Annotated in this window: 19 protein-coding genes; 15 read left to right on the top strand and 4 right to left on the bottom strand. The window is 54.4% G+C overall.

From position 1 onward, the window contains the following. Nucleotides 1-7: 7 nt before the first annotated feature. The 8 genes from folC (at nt 8) to C3Z11_RS06780 (ending at nt 8,897) form a co-directional block, all read left to right on the top strand. The gene (folC, locus tag C3Z11_RS06815) at nt 8-1,300 is read left to right on the top strand and encodes a bifunctional tetrahydrofolate synthase/dihydrofolate synthase (protein WP_106477201.1); all 1,293 of its coding nucleotides are present in this window, start codon (nt 8-10) and stop codon (nt 1,298-1,300) included. Next, nucleotides 1,297-1,980 (top strand): SPOR domain-containing protein, encoded by a 684-nt coding sequence (locus C3Z11_RS06810; RefSeq protein WP_158700939.1) that lies wholly within the window; start codon nt 1,297-1,299, stop codon nt 1,978-1,980. Before folC ends, C3Z11_RS06810 begins: the two co-directional genes overlap by 4 nt. Continuing rightward, nucleotides 1,977-2,531: a CvpA family protein gene (locus C3Z11_RS06805; protein ID WP_106477199.1), complete on the top strand. Its 555-nt coding sequence runs from the start codon at nt 1,977-1,979 to the stop codon at nt 2,529-2,531. The genes C3Z11_RS06810 and C3Z11_RS06805 overlap by 4 nt, the downstream gene beginning before the upstream one ends. 80 nt (nt 2,532-2,611) lie before the next feature. Further along, on the top strand, nt 2,612-4,126 hold the full coding sequence (purF, locus tag C3Z11_RS06800; RefSeq protein WP_106477198.1) for an amidophosphoribosyltransferase: 1,515 nt from the start codon (nt 2,612-2,614) through the stop codon (nt 4,124-4,126). Nucleotides 4,127-4,248: 122 nt separating this feature from the next. After that, the gene (locus C3Z11_RS06795) at nt 4,249-5,433 is read left to right on the top strand and encodes an O-succinylhomoserine sulfhydrylase (protein ID WP_106477197.1); all 1,185 of its coding nucleotides are present in this window, start codon (nt 4,249-4,251) and stop codon (nt 5,431-5,433) included. Nucleotides 5,434-5,794: 361 nt separating this feature from the next. Then, nucleotides 5,795-7,132 carry an MATE family efflux transporter gene (locus tag C3Z11_RS06790; RefSeq protein WP_106477196.1) on the top strand — a complete coding sequence of 446 codons (1,338 nt, stop codon included), beginning with the start codon at nt 5,795-5,797 and terminating at the stop codon, nt 7,130-7,132. Between the two features lie 182 nt (nt 7,133-7,314). Then, a complete protein-coding gene (locus C3Z11_RS06785) occupies nt 7,315-8,574 on the top strand; it encodes a D-amino acid dehydrogenase (RefSeq protein WP_106477195.1) in 1,260 nt (419 codons plus the stop codon). A gap of 29 nt (nt 8,575-8,603) precedes the next feature. Further along, on the top strand, nt 8,604-8,897 hold the full coding sequence (locus C3Z11_RS06780; protein WP_106477194.1) for an EF-hand domain-containing protein: 294 nt from the start codon (nt 8,604-8,606) through the stop codon (nt 8,895-8,897). A gap of 96 nt (nt 8,898-8,993) precedes the next feature. Here C3Z11_RS06780 and C3Z11_RS06775 read toward each other — a convergent pair whose 3' ends face one another. After that, nucleotides 8,994-10,190 carry an amino acid aminotransferase gene (locus tag C3Z11_RS06775; RefSeq protein WP_106477193.1) on the bottom strand — a complete coding sequence of 399 codons (1,197 nt, stop codon included), beginning with the start codon at nt 10,188-10,190 and terminating at the stop codon, nt 8,994-8,996. A gap of 267 nt (nt 10,191-10,457) precedes the next feature. Here C3Z11_RS06775 and C3Z11_RS06770 point away from each other — a divergent pair, with 267 nt between their 5' ends. The 4 genes from C3Z11_RS06770 to C3Z11_RS06755 all read left to right on the top strand — a co-directional run bounded on the left by C3Z11_RS06770 (nt 10,458) and on the right by C3Z11_RS06755 (nt 13,629). Further along, nucleotides 10,458-10,910 (top strand): MarR family winged helix-turn-helix transcriptional regulator, encoded by a 453-nt coding sequence (locus C3Z11_RS06770; protein WP_106477192.1) that lies wholly within the window; start codon nt 10,458-10,460, stop codon nt 10,908-10,910. A 61-nt stretch (nt 10,911-10,971) separates the two neighbouring features. Further along, nucleotides 10,972-12,033, top strand: a complete 1,062-nt coding sequence (locus C3Z11_RS06765; RefSeq protein WP_106477191.1) for an HlyD family secretion protein — start codon at nt 10,972-10,974, stop codon at nt 12,031-12,033. 20 nt (nt 12,034-12,053) lie between these two features. Further along, the gene (locus tag C3Z11_RS06760) at nt 12,054-13,151 is read left to right on the top strand and encodes a DUF2955 domain-containing protein (protein WP_262927279.1); all 1,098 of its coding nucleotides are present in this window, start codon (nt 12,054-12,056) and stop codon (nt 13,149-13,151) included. 172 nt (nt 13,152-13,323) lie between these two features. Further along, nucleotides 13,324-13,629 (top strand): MTH1187 family thiamine-binding protein, encoded by a 306-nt coding sequence (locus C3Z11_RS06755; protein WP_106477189.1) that lies wholly within the window; start codon nt 13,324-13,326, stop codon nt 13,627-13,629. Nucleotides 13,630-13,732: 103 nt separating this feature from the next. Here C3Z11_RS06755 and C3Z11_RS06750 read toward each other — a convergent pair whose 3' ends face one another. Together C3Z11_RS06750 and C3Z11_RS06745 are read right to left on the bottom strand one after the other, a co-directional pair. Further along, entirely contained in the window at nt 13,733-14,089 is a 357-nt protein-coding gene (locus C3Z11_RS06750; RefSeq protein ID WP_158700938.1) for a hypothetical protein, read from the bottom strand. Nucleotides 14,090-14,196: 107 nt separating this feature from the next. Next, nucleotides 14,197-15,117 carry a LysR family transcriptional regulator ArgP gene (locus C3Z11_RS06745; protein ID WP_106477187.1) on the bottom strand — a complete coding sequence of 307 codons (921 nt, stop codon included), beginning with the start codon at nt 15,115-15,117 and terminating at the stop codon, nt 14,197-14,199. Nucleotides 15,118-15,280: 163 nt separating this feature from the next. On the opposite strand from C3Z11_RS06745, the gene C3Z11_RS06740 reads away from it, so the two are divergent. Genes C3Z11_RS06740 through C3Z11_RS06730 form a run of 3 tightly spaced genes read left to right on the top strand, consistent with a single transcriptional unit; the run spans nt 15,281 to nt 17,187 of the window. Continuing rightward, nucleotides 15,281-16,141 (top strand): 2OG-Fe dioxygenase family protein, encoded by an 861-nt coding sequence (locus C3Z11_RS06740; RefSeq protein WP_158700937.1) that lies wholly within the window; start codon nt 15,281-15,283, stop codon nt 16,139-16,141. Between the two features lie 27 nt (nt 16,142-16,168). Then, the gene (locus C3Z11_RS06735) at nt 16,169-16,567 is read left to right on the top strand and encodes an ACT domain-containing protein (RefSeq protein WP_262927278.1); all 399 of its coding nucleotides are present in this window, start codon (nt 16,169-16,171) and stop codon (nt 16,565-16,567) included. Continuing rightward, nucleotides 16,564-17,187, top strand: coding sequence for a LysE/ArgO family amino acid transporter (locus C3Z11_RS06730; protein ID WP_262927277.1), 624 nt, complete (start codon nt 16,564-16,566; stop codon nt 17,185-17,187). Before C3Z11_RS06735 ends, C3Z11_RS06730 begins: the two co-directional genes overlap by 4 nt. Nucleotides 17,188-17,208: 21 nt before the next feature. On the opposite strand, the gene C3Z11_RS06725 is transcribed toward C3Z11_RS06730, so the two are convergent. Next, nucleotides 17,209-18,576, bottom strand: a complete 1,368-nt coding sequence (locus C3Z11_RS06725) for a TrkH family potassium uptake protein (protein ID WP_106477185.1) — start codon at nt 18,574-18,576, stop codon at nt 17,209-17,211. Nucleotides 18,577-18,585 lie beyond the last annotated feature (9 nt).

Below are 18,585 nucleotides of genomic sequence, written 5' to 3'. Positions count from 1 at the left end.
GTAATACATGAGTCTGCCTAACACGCTTGAAGGTTGGCTTGAGCGGCTGGAACGTCAGCACCCGGTAGCCATTGATCTTGGCCTTGAACGTGTCGAGCTGGTCGCCCATCGGCTTGGCTTGCTTGATACGCCGCCCGCCAAGCGCATTATTACGGTCGCTGGCACCAACGGTAAAGGCTCAACTGTCGCTATGCTGGAGGCGCTGGCGCAGGCTCATGGCATATCTACTGTGACTTACACATCACCGCATCTGCTGCGCTATAACGAGCGGCTGCATCTCGATGGCGTAGAGGGCAGCGATGAAGCATTTATCCGTGCCTTCGCCGCCATTGAGGCGGCACGCGGTGATATCAGCCTTACCTATTTCGAGACGGGAACGCTGGCGGCATTAGTGTTGATCGCTGAACATCGGCCTGAGCTGGCCATTTTGGAAGTGGGGCTCGGGGGGCGGCTCGATGCGGTCAATGTCGTTGCGCCAGATGTTGCCATAATCACTACGGTGGCCCATGATCATGCGGCTTTTCTGGGAGACGACCTAGAAAGCATCGGCTATGAAAAGGCAGGGATCATGCGCGCCGGACGCCCCGTCGTGTTGGGCAGCGAACGTCTACCCAACAGCGTGGATGCTCATGCAGCAGCGTTGCCTGTCTCAAGCAGACATCAGCTGGGCCGGGAATATGGTCACGTGGTTGATCAGTCTGGATGGCGCTGGTGGAGCAATGGCACTACCGGATATTCATTGAACCTGGAAGCGCTGCCTGATCCGGGCTTGCCACTGGATAATGCCGCGACGGCGCTACAGGCCTTCATTCTGGCCGGTTTCTCGCCAGAGATACCCCACACACGTAAAGCCTTTGCATCGGTACGCTTGCCGGGGCGTATGCAGTGGTTGGGGCATTGGTGTCTTGATGTGGCGCATAATCCTCATGCTGCGGCCTATGTCGCTGCTCGCTTGGCATCGCGAATGCCCAAGCGGCGCATCGCTCTGCTCGGTATGCTGGGCGACAAGGACGCTCGTGGAGTTGTCGAAGCATTGACGCCGGTTATCGATGGCTGGGTGGTGGCAACACTTGAAGGCGAGCGTGCCCGTTCGGCGCAGGAATTAGCCGAGCATGTCCGTGCATCAGGAGGGGACGTGCTGCGTGAGGTTGCTTCGCCACGTGATGGCGCAATGTGGCTTGAGACATTCCCGGACAATGATATTGAAATTCTGGTATGCGGATCATTTTTCACTGTGTCCGCCGTGCTTGCCTATCTGTCACCGGATGGACAAGCGTATCAGGCAGAGGAGTCGGCATGAAATATGGTAAGCGTGAGCGGGTCACGGGCATTGTCATTCTCGCGGCGCTGGCGGTTATCTTTCTGCCAATGTTGTTCAGCGAACCTGCGCCGCGTGGTGAAGGACCGGAACCGGTGCTGACGGTTGAACAGCCCATCGACCTGCCTAGAAATAGCGTATCATCACCATCTTCACCCTTACCCAATGACGCTGAAATTACCCATAACGAACGTCGCTCCAGCCAAGTGACACAAACATCCCAGCTGATTCCTTCTCAGCGTGATGATGAGCCGTCACGCCCGGCACAGCGTAGTGCGCCACCCGCGCAAGGTACGTCCACTGGCAGTGCCTCATCACGAAGTAATGAAGCAAGCAAGACTCCCTCTAAAGCCAGTTCCGCTGCGCCGCAAGACCCAATCATGGCCGCGGCTTTGCGAGGGTCCAACAGCTTGCCTGCAACGGCGAAGAATGGTGATTGGGCAGTTCAGGCCGGTAGTTTTGGTGAGCCGGGCAACGCGGACCGCCTTATTGCCCAATTGAAAGAACAGGGATTTTCGGCATACAAGAAGCCGCGCGGCAATCTCAATACGGTCTTTGTTGGCCCGTTCAGCTCCTCCGAGCAAGGTGAGAAGGCACGGGTACAGCTGCAGCAGAAGGCCAATATAAAGGGCTTGGTTGTGCGCCGTAAGGATAATGAATGAGCTGGACTTGGGTCGATTGGGCCTTTGCTGCCATCCTGCTCTTTTCCATTCTCTCCGGTGCGGCTCGTGGCTTCATTCGTGAGGGGCTTGGGCTTATTGCCTGGATAGGCGCACTTCTGGCTGCGCGCGCCTTTGCTGGCCGGGCTGGTGAAATTTTCCGAGGTTATGTCGAGAATTCGGATATTCGGCTGGCAATAGGTTTTTTTCTAGTCGTTTTTGTGGTGATTGTGGTCAGTGGTATGGTTATTCGCCTCCTCCATTCGATTATCGAATGGGTTGGCATGGGACGATTCAATCGCCTGCTGGGAGCGCTATTTGGCGCCCTGAAGGGCGGGGCCATTCTTGTACTGATTGCCGCTATCGTTGGATTGACCCCTTGGCGCACGGCACCGGATTGGCAGGAGTCGCAACTACGCCCCATGGTGGCTCAGGCGCGGGACTGGTCAATGCAGCAGCTTGAAAACTGGGATGCAGAGCGCACTCAGGAGAGCATGTCGACGTTGAAGCAGGAAGCGACGTCACGCTTGCCGATAATCGACAGTAAGCAGTAAGCCAAGCAATTTTTCTGGTGGTTCGCCCGTACATTGCGGTTGTGCCACGGCTCGATGGATAACAGTGAGGAAGTGACAAGATGTGCGGGATCGTAGGCCTGATGGCTCATTCGATGGTAAATCAAGCACTCTATGATGCACTCACGGTGCTGCAGCATCGCGGTCAAGATGCTGCGGGTATGATGACTTGGCACCATGGACGCTTTTTACTGCGCAAGAGTAATGGCCTGGTACGCGACGTGTTTCATACACGCCACATGAAACGATTGCAGGGCAATCTCGGTATCGGTCATGTCCGCTACCCGACAGCAGGCTCCTCTTCCGAAGCGGAGTCTCAGCCGTTCTATGTCAATTCCCCTTATGGCATCGCGCTGGTTCACAACGGCAACCTGACCAATTCTGAGCAGCTGGTTAAAGAGCTGTTTACGGCGGACCTGCGCCACATTAATACCAGCTCCGATTCGGAAGTGCTGCTTAACGTCTTTGCCCATGAGTTGGGCAAGCAGGGCATGCAAATCGGTGCCGAGGATATCTTCGATGCGGTGCGTCGCGTCCATCGCCGTTGCAAGGGTGGTTATGCTGCTGTAGCCATCGTCAACGGACTGGGGCTGGTGGCGTTCCGTGACCCTAACGGTATTCGCCCGGTGGTCTTCGGTAAGCGTGAAACCGCCGATGGCCCCGAGTATATGATCGCATCTGAGTCGGTTGCGCTCGATGTGGCAGGGTTCGAACTGATTCGCGATCTCGAGCCGGGCGAGGCGGTTTTTATCGATCTCGAACGTAATCTCTATACTCAGCGTTGTGTTGAAAATGCACGTTTAACGCCCTGCATCTTTGAATATGTTTACCTGGCGCGCCCTGATTCAACGCTTGATGGCGCTAATGTTTACTGGACGCGCATGCGCATGGGCCAGAAACTGGCCGACAAGATCAAGCGCGAATGGGCGGATCACGATATCGATGTGGTCATTCCGATTCCCGATACTAGCCGCACCGCGGCGCTGGAACTCGCTCAGCATCTTGGCGTGACCTATCGCGAAGGTTTCACCAAGAATCGCTATATTGGCCGTACCTTTATCATGCCGGGCCAGACACAGCGCAAGAAGTCGGTACGTCAGAAGCTCAATGCCAACGATATCGAATTTCAGGACAAGAATGTGCTGCTGGTCGATGATTCGATCGTGCGCGGCACAACCTGTAATGAAATTATCCAGATGGCGCGAGAGGCTGGCGCGAAAAAGGTGTACTTCGCCTCAGCGGCGCCTGCTGTACGCTATCCTAATGTTTATGGCATCGATATGCCGGTAGCGCTAGAACTGATTGGCCATGACCGCAGTGACGCAGAGGTCGGCAAGCTCATCGGTGCGGACAAGCTGATCTATCAGGACCTTGAAGATCTCAAACAGGCCTGTCAGGAGGTGAACCCGGCGCTGACCGAGTTCGACTGTTCGGTCTTCGATGGCCGCTATGTGACTGGCGATATCGATGCTGACTACCTTGCCCGTCTGGAAGTGGCGCGTAACGACGCTGCCAAGTGCGACGATGGCGGCAATTCAGTGGTCGACATGCATAACGATGTCGAGGAAGTCGACTGATAACATCAGAGCTACTGAGTATCAGCGTAAAAAAGCGGCCTCCTCGGAGGCCGCAGCTTTTTTTACATGCCGTTTTCATTGATGATGGCGTAACTACTCATCGAATCAATGGACTGTAAGTCATGCACGAAGACGATATCCCGCTGCATCTCGATACGCTGGCCATTCGCGCTGGCCACACCCGTACCAACGAACAGGAACATGGCGAGCCGATTTTCACGACGTCGAGCTTTGTCTATGAAAGCGCTGCCGAAGCTGCACGCAAGTTCTCTGGAGAAGAACCGGGTAATATTTATTCTCGCTTTACCAATCCCACCGTCAGAATATTCGAGCAACGCCTCGCGGCCATGGAGAAAGGAGAGCGCTGCGTTGCGACCAGCTCCGGTATGGCGGCCATCCTGTCGACGGCGCTTGGCTTGCTTGAAGCCGGTGATGAAATTGTGGCCTCGCGCTCCCTTTTTGGCTCGACAGTTAGCCTGTTTTCGAAATATCTGGGCAAGTTCGGTATCACTACTCGCTACGTTGAACTCTCGAATCTTGAGGCCTGGGAAGCCGCACTAACGCCGCAGACTAAGCTGTTATTTGCCGAGACGCCTTCCAATCCGTTATCGGAAATTGTCGATATTGCTGCGCTGGCAGATATTGCTCATCGTCACGGGGCGTGGCTTGCCATCGATAATTGCTTTTGTACGCCGGCGTTGCAAAAGCCTCTTGAGCTAGGGGCGGATCTGGTGATCCATTCGGCAACCAAATATCTTGATGGACAGGGGCGTGCCATTGGTGGTGCCGTTGTGGGGCCGCATGACCTGCTTGAAGAAGTGCTTGGCGTGGTTCGTACCTGTGGGCCATGCATGAGCCCGTTTAATGCCTGGATATTTCTCAAGGGGCTGGAAACGTTGGGCTTGCGTATGCGGGCGCATGGTGAGAATGCTATTGATTTTGCGCGCTGGCTCGAAGCGCATCCCAATGTTGAGCGGGTCCATTACAGCGGACTTGAATCGCATCCTCAGCATGCGTTGGCCAAGCGTCAGCAGAGCGGCTTTGGTGCAGTGTTGGGTGTTGTCGTCAAGGGCGGCCGTGAAGGTGCCTGGTCAGTGATCGATGCCACACGGCTAATGTCGATTACCGGTAATCTTGGCGATGTGAAGACCACCATTACTCATCCGGCCACAACGACACATGGCCGTTTGTCAGATGAGCAGAAGCAGGTAGCCGGTATCGAAGAAGGTTTGATCCGGATTGCGGTCGGACTTGAACATCTTGATGACCTCAAAGCTGATATTGCCCGCGGCTTGGATCGCCTTTAACTAGCGGGGCCTCGAATTCATGTCATTCACATTCACCCGGCAATGTCGGGTGAGTGTGTTAACCCAGTGGGCTATCTTGGGGCCTTAGAATATGGTTGCCGTTTATTAGACCTGACGACGCGGTGTGGTCATGGCGTTCCTGCTAGGGTGCGTTCAACAGCGTGATCAATTAAACCAGCATACAATACCTTCATATATCCTCGTTTTCTTTTAAGCGTACGTCCGACAGGCTGTGGGCCTGCTTTTACGTGGATGGGAGTAGGCCTTTTACTTTCGCGCATGGGCGTCAGGCATGCGCTAGACTTTGCGATTCTTTGACAGTGGCTTCGGAGGCCTTTTGACTTCCTTTTCGACACGCGCCATGGGGCGCACGTTATGGCAGCAGACTTGGCCTATGGCGATGGGCGTCATGGCGCTGCTGGGCTTTAATCTGGTGGATAGTATCTTTGTTGCCAGACTGGGTACTCAGCCGCTTGCCGCACAGTCCTTCACCTTCCCGGTCACCTTCATCATTATTGGCGTTCAAGTCGGGATGGGCATCGCTATTGCTGCGACGATTTCACGCGCCTTGGGGGCGGGTGAGCATGAGCGTGCCAGACGTCTGGGTAGCCTGATTCTTTGCGGCGGCGGCGTAATCATGGCGCTATTGATGGTCGTGCTATGGTTAGTTCAAGGTCCGGTTTTTGCTGCGATGGGGGCGGGTGACGATATCCTTGCAGTGATCCGCACCTATTGGTGGCCCTGGCTGTTGGCTAGCTGGATGGGCGCCATGCTCTATTTCGGATACAGCTTGTTTCGTGCCCATGGTGAGGCTCGCTTTCCCGGAATCATCATGATCGTGACGAGTCTTCTGAATCTTGTTCTCGACCCGTTGCTGATTTTTGGAATAGGACCGTTCCCAGGATTGGGGTTGCCGGGGGCCGCGTGGGCGACGCTGATAGCCTTCACTGGCGGAATACTGCTAGTGGGAATGAAATTGGGCCGTCAGGATTGGCTTTCGTTTCATCATTTGGGCGAAGAGGCGCGGCGTTCATCGGGGCCTTTTTTGCATATTGCAGGCCCGGCCATGGTCAGCCAGTTGATGCCTCCGGCCTCAGCGTTGCTTGCTACCAGCGTTGTGGCGCGTCTGGGGAATGCTGCCGTTGCCAGCTGGGGGTTGGCCTCTCGTCTTGAGACCTTCGTTTTGTTGGTCGTACTGGCACTGACGATGTCCCTACCGCCGTGGCTCGGGCGCAACTATGGGGCTGGAAAGTGGCGTGAGACGCGTCAGTTGATGAATCTCGCGGTGCGCGTCGTGTTGATCTGGCAGTTCATGCTTGGTGTCGTGGTGGCAGTATTGGCGGCCCCAATTGCTGGGCTTATGACCGGCGATGATGCGGTACGTGATTCATTGACTACGCTGATGCGCTTTCTTCTCCCCAGCTATGCCTTTCTCGGTATCTGTATGCTTGTTGTGTCCGCTTCCAATGCGTTGGGGTGGCCCATGAAGGCAATGCTTATTTCGTTTCTACGTCTCTTTGCCTGTTATTTGCCATGCTTGTGGATAGGCAGCCTTGTAGGTGGATTAACGGGTCTGGCGGCTGGCGCGGCGCTGGGCAACGTATTGGCCGGCATCATGGCTTGGCGTCTCTATCGTCACTCACTGGGTGAGCGTGGCAAGTCCAGTGAGGGTGAAGTTGCTTTAGAGCCAGTCAAATGACATTCGAAAATTAAAATAGCCATGGTTTCTTTCGCCATGAGAAAAGAAATACAAAGATTTGTCCTGCCTGGCGTCTGAATTTCAAAAAATGCTATTGGCTGACCCGCTTTATACTACGGCTGTGCACTTCGTACCGCTGTCGCGGTGTCCAATCCAATAAGGACAACAGGTGGAAGCCAGCCATGCATATTCTCGTTCTTGGCAGCGGTGTTGTGGGCGTAACCAGTGCGTATTATCTCGCGCGACAAGGGCATCAGGTGACCGTCGTCGACCGTCAGCCCAGTCCAGCCATGGAGACCAGTTACGGGAATGCAGGTCAGGTCTCGTTCGGATTCTCCTCGCCGTGGGCTGCCCCTGGCATTCCGCGCAAGGCGTTGAAGTGGATATTCCAGGAGCATGCTCCGCTCAAGATCCAGCCGCGCATGGATACCGCGATGGCGCGCTTCATGATGCAGATGTTTGCCAACTGCAACAGCGAGCGCTATGCCATCAACAAGGAGCGAATGGTCCGTATCGCTGAGCACAGTCGTCACTGTATTGATGCGCTGCGTACCGATACCGGGATTGGTTATGAAGACCGTCAGCGTGGCCTGCTGCAGCTGTTTCGTTACGATGCGCAGGTCGATGCGGCAGGCAAGGACATGCGTGTCCTTGAGGAATGTGGCATTCGACATCGATTACTGACCGAAAGTGAATGTGTGGACGTCGAACCGGCGTTGGCACGCGTGCCGGGAAAGTTTGTTGCGGGGCTTCATCTGCCTGATGACCAGACGGGAGATTGTCATTTATTCACCCGTCGATTGGCTGAATATTGTCGCGAACAGTTGGGCATCGAATTTCGTTTTAACACCCATATTCAACACATCAAGCGTAATGCTGATCATGTCGAAGCAGTCATTACCTCTGCAGGGGAAATGAAGGCCGATGCCTATGTCCTTTGCCTGGGCAGCTACTCGCCTTTCCTGGCGAGAGACCTTGAGCTCCACCTGCCCATCTATCCGGTCAAGGGCTATAGCTTGTCCGTGCCGATTACCGATGAGACGGGCGCGCCACAGTCAACCGTCATGGATGAAAGCCATAAGGTCGCTATCACACGCTTTGATAAGCGTATTCGCGTCGGTGGTATGGCTGAACTCGCGTCCTATGATTTGAGCCTGTTAGCCAAGCGTCGTGCCACGATCGAGAAGGTAATCAAGGATATTTTTCCCGATGGTGGCAACGTGTCCCAGGCTGAATTCTGGGCCGGACTGCGACCGATGACGCCAGACTCGACGCCCATCATTGGGAAAACCCGCTACGATAACTTCTGGCTAAATACCGGCCATGGCACGCTGGGGTGGACGATGAGCTGTGGCAGCGGGCAGTTGCTCGCCGACCTGTTGTGCAACCGCAAGCCTGAGATCGATCCAACAGGACTCGATATCAGCCGCTATGCTGCTTAGAACCGCTCCTGAGAATTTTGGGTAATGACATGACAATCAAAAATGAGTTTTGGAAATCTCCGTTATGGATCGTCCCGATAAGCGTACTTGTGATTTCAGGCTGTACGTTGAATGGGCCTAATCAACCGAGATTCAGTAGCCAGGCAATAACGTTCAAGGAAGTTGATGCCAACCAGAATGGGTTTATAACGCCTGATGAGTTTGAGTATTCACCGCTCAATCAGGCCTGGGAGGAGATCGATACCAATGGTGATGGCATTGTTGATGACAGTGAATATCGCGATGCCTACGGGGCGAGTGCCTTGGATCTTCATCGACAGTAAATTTCGCGGGTAAATAACCGCTCAATACAGCTCTGCAAACGATAACGCCCGTCTTGGAAGTATTCCCAAGACGGGCGTTATCGTTAAGCCCGTTTCCTAGGCTTGTTTGACGACGGCGGCAATCGCCTTGGCGATGTAGTCAAGCCGGTCGGTGCTCATGCCGGCCACGTTGGCGCGTCCTGAGCGCACCATATAGATACTGTACTCATCACGCAGGCGATCAACCTGTTGGGGCGTCAGTCCTGTGTAAGAGAACATGCCACGCTGTTCGGCGATGAAGGCAAATTGCTCGGAAAGCCCGTAAGGCTTTAGCGCATCGACAAAATCCTGACGCAATCCATTGATGCGGTTGCGCATTTCCGTAACCTCGTCACGCCACAATTGCGTCAGCTCGGTTGACTGAAGAATTTCACTGACGATTGCGCCACCATGAGAGGGGGGATTGGAGTAGTTTTCACGAGCGGTAATCGCTGCCTGAGAGCGTATGTTCAGCATCTCTTCGTGGTTACGGGCGATGAGGATGAGGCAGCCAGTACGTTCACGATAAAGACCGAAATTCTTCGAGCATGAGCTGGTGATGATCATCTCGTCTAGATGCTCAGCCAAAAGGCGAACACCGTAGGCATCTTCATCCAGGCCATCTCCGAAGCCTTGGTAGGCAAAATCTACCAGAGGTAGAAGTTCACGCTCCTTGACCACTTCCAGCACCTGATCCCATTGTTCGCGGGTCAGATCGAACCCTGACGGGTTGTGGCAGCACGCGTGCAGCAGGACGACATCGCCGTGAGGAATCTGCTGTAGACATGCCAGCATGGCTGGGAAGTCGAGCTGGTTGGCGGCGTTGACATAAGGGTACTTGTTCAGCTTCAGACCAGCAGCTTCAAAAATCCCGAGGTGATTGGGCCAGGTGGGGTCGCTGAGCCAGATACCTTTACCGGGCAGATTGACCTTGATGAAATCTGCAGCCAGACGAAGGGCTCCGGTGCCACCAGGGGATTGAGTGGCGCTGGCTCGTCCGGCCGCAAGGATAGGAGAAGCTTCGCCGAGCACCAGCGCAAGGACAGCTTCGCCGTAGCGAGGATCCCCATGAGAACCGATATAGCTCTTGGTAGTTTCCTGCTGCAAAAGGCGTGCCTCGGCTTCCTTGACTGAGCGTAGAACCGGCGTATTTCCCTGGGCATCCCGGTAAACACCAACACCTAGATCGACCTTCTCGGGGTTAGTGTCCTGGTTGTAGGCATCGATCAACCCGAGAATGGCGTCTCCGGGAACGCGCGCGATCTGCTGGAACATATCTGGTGTACTACCTCGTAGTGTTGGCATGCATGGACGTGACGTGAAGCGCTGCGTTCACAAAGAGAGGATCACAACGCTTCAAGCCGCTAAAACATGATGACGCTAGTATAGCCTTATGGCATTGCGCTTTCGATATGCCGTTATTGATGGCAGTGGTTTATCCCTTACTCTGTCATCAGTAGTTTAATGGAATGCCTTCGATAGCGTGCGCAAGAGTTGTCGTGAATAATTGCTTAGGAAGGTAAGTATTAGTAGAATAGCCCTATGAAAAATGATGAATGGTTCGACCAACTTTCGATAGGCATGCGCCTGGCTTTTCTCCATCGCCGCTGGCGTGCGGTGGTTGATGCTTCCATGCATCCGCTTGGTTTGACGCAGTCACGTTGGGCTGTTCTGGTTCACCTTGATCGTCTGGGCGAGGGGGCCACTCAGTCGGCTCTGGCCCAGGATCTGGGCATCGAATTGCCGTCATTGATGCGGACACTGGAAAATCTGGAAGATGCCGGGCTAGTTGTACGCCAGCGTTGTGAGCATGATCGGCGTGCGCGGTCCATTGGCTTCACGCCGCAGGGGCGTGAGATGCTCGCCAGCATAAGGGTGCGAGTCAAAGAGGCTCAGCATCAGTTACTGGCGGATATCCCTGAAGATGAGCTTGCCGTTTTTGAGTCGGTCATGCGTCGCATCGCCGACAATGCCGATATCGATAACAAGGAGTGATGGCGGATTGCCATCACTTTATCGTTAGCCTTCTGCTTTTTAAGCGTTTTAAGAGAATATCATGACGCCGGAACAACGCTTCACCCGCTGGGTGCAGATCGCCCTTGTGGCGTTTGTTGCGCTTTTTGCTTATTACCTGATCGCCGATAGTGCCATGCCGTTAACGCCTCAGGCGCGCCTGATCCGGCCCGTGGTGCCTGTTGCACCGCAAGTGGCTGGCCGTGTCGTTGCCGTCGAAGTGCGCAATAATGAGCATGTTGAGGCGGGGCAGGTACTGTTTCGTATTGATGAGGCTCCCTATCAGTTGGCCGTCGGCGAAGCGCAGCTTAATCTGGAGCAGGCGCAGCGCGATAACAAGCAGCTTGACGCCCAGATCGCTTCGGCTCAGGCGGCGCTGGTGGAGGCGCAGGTCGACGCTGCGAACCTGCAGCGCGACGTGCAGCGTTATCGCACGCTGGTCGAACGCAAGAGTATCTCGCGTCAGCAGCTCGATCAGACCGAAGCTGAGTACCGAGCGGCCAATGCTCAGGTCGATGCCGCCAAGGCGCAGATCCAGCAGCTGCGCGTCGAGCGGGGTGAGAGCGGTGAGGACAATCTGAGTTTGCGTCAGGCGCGCAATGCTCTTGAGCAGGCGCAGCTTAACCTTGACTATACTCAGGTGCGCGCCGACATCGCCGGCACGGTCAGTAATCTACAGCTCGAACCCGGCAGCTATGCCAGTACAGGCGGGGCAGTGCTGGCGCTGGTCAGTGATATGCCTGATCTGATTGCCGACTTTCGCGAGAAGAGTCTCCATCTGACCCGGGTCGGGGATAAGGCCAGCGTGGTTTTCGATGCGTTGCCGGGACGGGTCTTCAATGCGCATGTCACCGGTACCGATGCCGGTGTGCAGGATGGTCAGCTCGCCGCCGACGGTGAGCTCGCCTCGCCAGACGATTCGGATCGCTGGGTCCGCGACGCGCAGCGCATGCGTCTGCATGTGATACTTGATGACAGTCTTGAGCAGCCACTGCCGACAGGGGCGCGTGCAACGGTACAGCTCTATCCGACCGACAATCCCATCTTGGACTGGCTGGGCAGCGTGCAGATCCGTCTGGTCAGTCTGCTGCACTATATTTATTGATGACTGCGACGGCTTAAGCGATGCCTATACGATTCTTTCCCACGTTACGCTCCCGCGGCGGGGCAGCGCCGCCCCAGGGGGCTGCGTCAGGCGGGCACGCTATGCTGGGCAGTAACGATCTGCGCCAGTGTCTGCGCGTGGCGTTCGGCAGTACGCTGGGATTCACAATCTCGAACCTGTTCAACTGGAACTATGGCGTCTTCTTTACCGTCTACCCGATGCTGCTGCTGGCACTAGTGCCTATGCTGAATGGCCATATTGTCCGCCAGTTCATCGGCAGTGCGCTGATTAACACTGTCGAGGTTGGGCTAATCGCCGGCTTCTTCAGCCATCTGCCATTTGTGATGACGCTGATCGTGTTTGCGCTGTTCGCCACGCGTTTTCGACTGATGAGCAACGGCCCGATGTTCCTGTTCGGCGCTCAGGGCATGGTGAGCTTGAGCGTGATGTTCCACTTTGCCAGCTATGAGAGCACCGACCTGCACGATATGCTGATGTCGAACATTGCCGCCTCGAGTCTGACAGTGGCCATTGCGATGGTGATGTATGCGCTCATTCCCGACGTTGAGCCGCGCAAGCCGCCGCCGCGGATGGAGAAATCGCCTGAGCGCCGACGCCACGAGACGCTGCTTGGCGCCACGGTAGCGACGCTGTCGTTCGTGGTTTTTCAGGTCTTCGACCTGCAAGATTCGCTTTCGGCGCAGGTGGCGACGATCTTGATCCTGTTTCCAATGACGTTCAGTGGTGCTGCCGTGGCAGCGAAACGGCGCGCTGTTGGTGTGTTGCTGGGCTGCAGCTTTGGACTGCTGGTACAGCTGATCCTGTATAACCATTCCGACGTGTTGCTGCTGGTCATGGTGCCGCTATGGATCGGCGTCATGCTGTTTGCGCGTGAACATGTCATCGAGAAGGTCGGCTCCGGTACGGGCTTTGGCGGCATGACCACGGTTGGTATTCTATTTGGCCAATATCTCACTCCACAGCAGGATCTGATCTACAGCGACCTTTACCGTGTCACTTCGGTTTGTATAGCTATGGTCATCGCGCTGGCAGTTGCCTATGTTGTCCACCATATTCTGAATCGCTTCGCCGCTACACGATTCGTGTATGAGTCATGATTAATTTGCCTACGAAAAAGGCCGCTTGAAGCGGCCTTTTTCATGCGTGGTGGAGAAGAAACCTAAGTAAACCAATGTTATGAAACCGCCTTTGAGGAATGACGCTAAACTAGAGAGATTGCGGTGCTGTTAATGGCCACTATCAACGCAGCTTAGGTAGGGGAGAAAGAGAGTGAACGTCATCATCGATCTATGTGTTGTGCCGTTAGGCGTGGGGGTTTCAGTATCTCGTTATGTGGCGGCATGCCAGGATGTCATCGAAAAAGCAGGACTCACGCATCAAATGCATGCGTATGGCACTAATATCGAAGGGCCGTGGGATGAGGTCTTTGCTGCGGTAAAGGCGTGTCACGAAGCGGTGCACGCCTTAGGCGCACCACGTATCACGACGACCATGAAAGTAGGAACGCGAATCGATCAGACGCAATCGATGGACGATAAGGTGCGTAGCGTTAACGAAAAGCGTGGGCGTGCTTGAGCCAATAATGACGAGAGCAGAAATAACGAAGGACGAGTAGTGCTCGTCCTTCGTTCAGTCTGAGGTTGTCGTATCGTCGCGTTAACTTGTCGGAGTTCACTCCTTACTGGCAGCGAATCGTCCAGCTAACCTTATAGCCGTCACCTTCATGCGTGGCTGCCGACAGCTCAGTATCCTCACTCACAGTAGCACCTTCCAACTGCTTTTCTCCGCTGTTATCCGCGGCGTCGTTGGGTGCCTGGATCTGCTGGTCGATTATTTCGTATCGATCATGGTCCTGCTCTTCACAATATTCCGTTGCCCGTGTTTTGACATCAGCGATAGCGCTTTCACGTTCATCGGATACGGCGGTAACCACATAGCGTGTATCCTGTTTTTCAATCACGCTGGTGTTACCGCCACAACCTGAAAGAAGCGTAGCGGCAAGAATAGTGCATGTACTCAATAAAACTGTGCGCATTTTAACCTCCTGTTGATGCAGCGATTCACACTTTCCATGTTCACCGTAGGCCAACATTAACATTCTCGAAGAGTGCAGTCAGTGCTTCCTGGTCGCAAGCAAAGTACTCAGAGTGCGGCTATCGATGCGGCCACATTTTCTGTGTCGAGGGGGGTAAGCCAGCGCGGTGATACCTTGGCTAGGTGGTGAGTCAGGGCTTCAAGTACCTGACCACCTTGACGCCAGTAATGCCAGTAAAGCGGCACGACTACAGAAGATTCGTTTTCCAGCACGATAAGATCACCGCTGTCGATGGCGTGCCTGGCCTGCAGCTCTGGAATCAGGCCATAACCCAGCCCCGCGATGGCCATGCGCACGTATCCTTCCGATGAGGGGCATAAATGATGAGGAAAGGAGGCCGTCACGCCTTTCTGCGCCATATAGCGGTGCTGCAAGCGATCATCGGGACCAAAGACAAGCGCCGGGGCTTCGGTCATGGCACGCCGGTCGAGTCCCTCGGGAAAGTACTGCTCTACAAATTCAGGACTGGCGAGCGGGATATAGCGCATGCCACCTAGAGGGTGCACGCGCGCGCCTTGGACGGAGCGTGGAGTAGCGCATAGACAGGCAGCGACTTCGCCATCGCGCATACGATTCAGCGCGGTTTCTTGATCCTCAATGATCAGGTCAAAAAGAACATTATGTTGACGACCAAAATCACTGACTGCGTCTGGCCACCAAGTGGCAAGGCTGTCGGCATTCAAGGCAATGCGTAGACGCTGTTCACGTTCGCCCAATGCAGGCACACAGTCGAGCAAGTCATGTTCGAGAAGGCGTACCTGCTGCACGTGGTTGAGTAACCGCCGGCCAAGCTCAGTGGGGGCTATTTTCGGCGTGCGGACGAGAACGGGTTGGCCGAGTCGTGCCTCTAGTAGCTTGATTCGTTGTGATACTGCCGACTGGGTAAGGCCCAGAAATTGAGCGCCACGCTCGAAACCGGCTTGATCAACTACCGCGCCCAGCGCTTCAAGTAGCTTATAGTCAAGCATGAATATTCCTTATGACCCAGTTCAAAAATTAATTTAATTTATAAATATACCCGCCCTTAAGCTAATCCGAAAGCGGCGTAAGTAACCTAATCAAGTTGCCAGAGTAGGGAGTTGGCAGTGATAAATGGGCCGGGAAACAAGGGGATTGAAACAGAGGGTATCCATGAAGACAGCGCCGCGTAGCCCAGTGTACTGTTTTTCAGTGCGAGATTTCGATATAGATGTGGAGCATTTTGTTGCTCACATTAGCGATGCATTTTACGACTTACCCTGGGATGAGTATCTGGTTAGGCAACAAAAGATTGAATTTCTAAAGCAGCGTTTGAGTGGTAATCAGCTCAATGGGTTAGGGGATGAGTTCTGGTCACGCTTCTATCAGGGTGATATCGATGAGATGTCAGAGACGCTGCTGTTGTCATCATTGCATACCGGTTGTCCCTCATTTCTGCCTACCCGAAGGCGCGCTATCTCACTGTTTGAACTGACGCTCAGTGACAGGCGCTGGCAGGTCGAACGGCGTTCGTGCAGTGGCTTCGGCCAATGCAATGCGTTAGTCGATGATGCTCGGCGCCAGGATTACCGGGTTAGTCCGCGCAATTTTGCTGAGCTCGATGATTCACTTGTTAATGATGATTTGATTACGCTGCTGCGTAGTGTTGCCTCACGCGTTCATGAGGCTAGACCCGATGTGCCACGGCTGGAAATCGCCGTGCATCATACGCAGATTGTGGTGCGTCCTGGTGAGTCTGCTACCAATGCGCCTGAAGGCATTCATCAGGATGGGATGGACTACATCGTTTCTGCTCTGGTGGTTGAGCGTAACAATATTCAGGGCGGCACCAGTATTGTGTATGCCAGCGATAAGCGGACCCGGCTATTCGAAACCACATTGCAGAGCGGGCAAGGATTATTCCAGCCCGATCGTGGCAGTGATCTCTGGCATACCGTGACGCCTATTCAGCCTGTCAATGAAGCGCCTGGATATCGTTCCAGCATCGGTTTTGACATCACGCTAAAGCAATAATCTGCGGGCAATTTTCAGGAAAATTAGATGAGTCGTTATGAATTGTCGTTATGCGACGCTGATTACACTATTTATAAATTGCCGCGTAGTTACTCGCCTGGCGAGCTTTCTGATCCTGCTTCTACTTATTTTATGGCCTTGATGTATGCACAAGGCGAGGCAACGATCATTGCCGCCGATGAGTGCCGTATCGATGGAGAGGTAAAGGAAGCTGGGTGGCGTCGTTTGACCATTGATGGCACGTTGCCCTTCGACATCCACGGTGCCTTGGTGCAGGTGCTGTCACCCTTGGCCGAAGCGGAAGTAAGCGTGCTGGTATGCTCGGCATTTTCGACTGACCATATTTTTGTCAAGGGCGAGCGGCTCGACGTCGCCCTTGATGCCTTGCGTCGTGCCCATATTGGCGTCAAGGAGAATGCGGCATGATGGAAATTGCGGCTAAAGGTTTTTTCACCGCGACCAGTCTGATTGTGGCCATCGGCAGCCAGAATGCGTACGTATTGAAGCAGGGGCTGCTTAAGCGTCACATTGGTCTGATCTGCATGCTCTGTTTTTTCTGTGATGCTGTATTGATGACGCTGGGCATCTTTGGAGTAGGGCGAATTTTCGCGCAGTCGCCGGAGTTGACCAGGCTGATAACCTTGGCGGGTGCCGGTTTTCTGTTTGTCTATGGTGCCTTGTCGTTTCGTGCCGCCTGGCAGGGCGAGCAATCGTTGGAGACTGAAACCAATGATGGCGTGGCGAAGACGCTGACGTCTTCTATCCTGGCGACGCTAGCTGTCACGCTACTCAATCCTCATGTTTATCTCGATACCGTTGTCATTGTGGGCAGTCTCGCGGTGACGCTGGATCACGTGGAGAAATGGCTGTTTATTACCGGTGCCTTGCTGGGGTCCTTTTTATGGTTTTTTGGGCTCGGCTATGGTGCACGACTGCTACGTCCATTGTTTGCCACGCCATTTACATGGCGCATCCTGAACACCTTTATTGGGATCGTGATGTGGGGAATCGCGCTTTCTCTGTTGGCTTTCGCCTACAATCGTTAATGCCTGCTTCCACAAGCGGATTCAGCCAATCTGAATCCGCCCTTCGGCATAGCGCATGCCACTGTGCTTATTCGTTGCCAGGAAATATCCAAGTGCCAAGGGGCCAACGCGCCCCAGTAGCATGGTTATGATCAGAATGATTTGTCCCCAGCCGGACAGCTCGCTGGTGATACCGCGCGATAGCCCCACTGTGCCGAAGGCCGAAACGGTCTCGAAGGCCAAATTGATAAAAGGCAGCTTGGGTTCCGTAACAGTGAGCAGAAAGAGGGCAACAAAGATCAGGCTCACTGCCGCCAGCGCCACAGATATTGCCTTCATCACTGTTTCCTGAGAAAGACTGCGCCTGAAGACGTCCGGTTCCTTGTTGCCGCGTAGAAACGCCCGTGCAGTGAGAAACAGGACAACAAAAGTCGTGACTTTGATGCCGCTTGAGGTCGAGCTGGGCCCACCGCCAATCACCATCAGAAGCATGATCAATAGAACGCTGGGCGTGGTTAGAGCGGCGGTATCCAGCGTATTGAAACCTGCCGTGCGTGGGGTGACTGCCTGAAACCAGGCGGCTTGTAATTTCACGCCGAGACTGTCGAGCCCTCCCAATGTTGCAGGGTTATGCCATTCCAAGAGTAAAAATAACCCCATGGCAACGACATTAAGCGCAATGGTGGTGTAAATGATCAGCTTCGCTTGCATGGACAGATTGAACAACGAGCGTTTCTCATATAACTCGCTAATCACCGCAAAGCCCAAGCCGCCAGTAATGAACAAGAAAGATATGACGAAGTTGACGAGTGGATTGGTGACTTCTCCGCGCAGGCTATCGGACCAGGTGGAAAACCCCGCGTTGTTGAATGCCGAAATGGCGTGAAACATGCTTACCCAGAGGCCGTGTTGTAAACCGTAGTGCGGCACCCAGCTTAGCGATAACAGTAACGTGCCTGTAATCTCCATGATGAACGAGAATATGATGACGACACGTACTATTCCCATCAGGTTACTCAGTGACGTCTGATTGAGCGATTCACGGACCAGATTCTTCTGGTTTAGTGGCAAGCGTCCTCCGAGTAATACCAGAGTAAGCGATGCGAACGTCATGAGTCCGAGACCGCCAATCTGGATCAGGACCAGAATGATAAGTTGCCCATAGAAGGTCAGGTCCTGACCGGTGTTAATGACACCGAGGCCGGTGACGGTAATCGCTGACGTTGCCGTGAATAGCGCTTCCAGCCACGTCATTGTGGTAACGCTGGCAAAGGGAAGCTTCAGAAACAGCATGCCGATAACGGCGAGCATGACGAAGCTGAGCAGCAGTATTTCGGGGGGATGTAGGCGTAAAACGGTGCCGTGATGTAGGCGGCGGGCCGGATGAATAAAGCGTTTCCACTGCGTCATGGCGTGTTC

The organism is Phytohalomonas tamaricis (assembly GCF_003012345.1).
Taxonomy (GTDB): Bacteria; Pseudomonadota; Gammaproteobacteria; order Pseudomonadales; family Halomonadaceae; genus Phytohalomonas; species Phytohalomonas tamaricis.
This window is presented reverse-complemented; position numbering and strand designations above follow the sequence as displayed.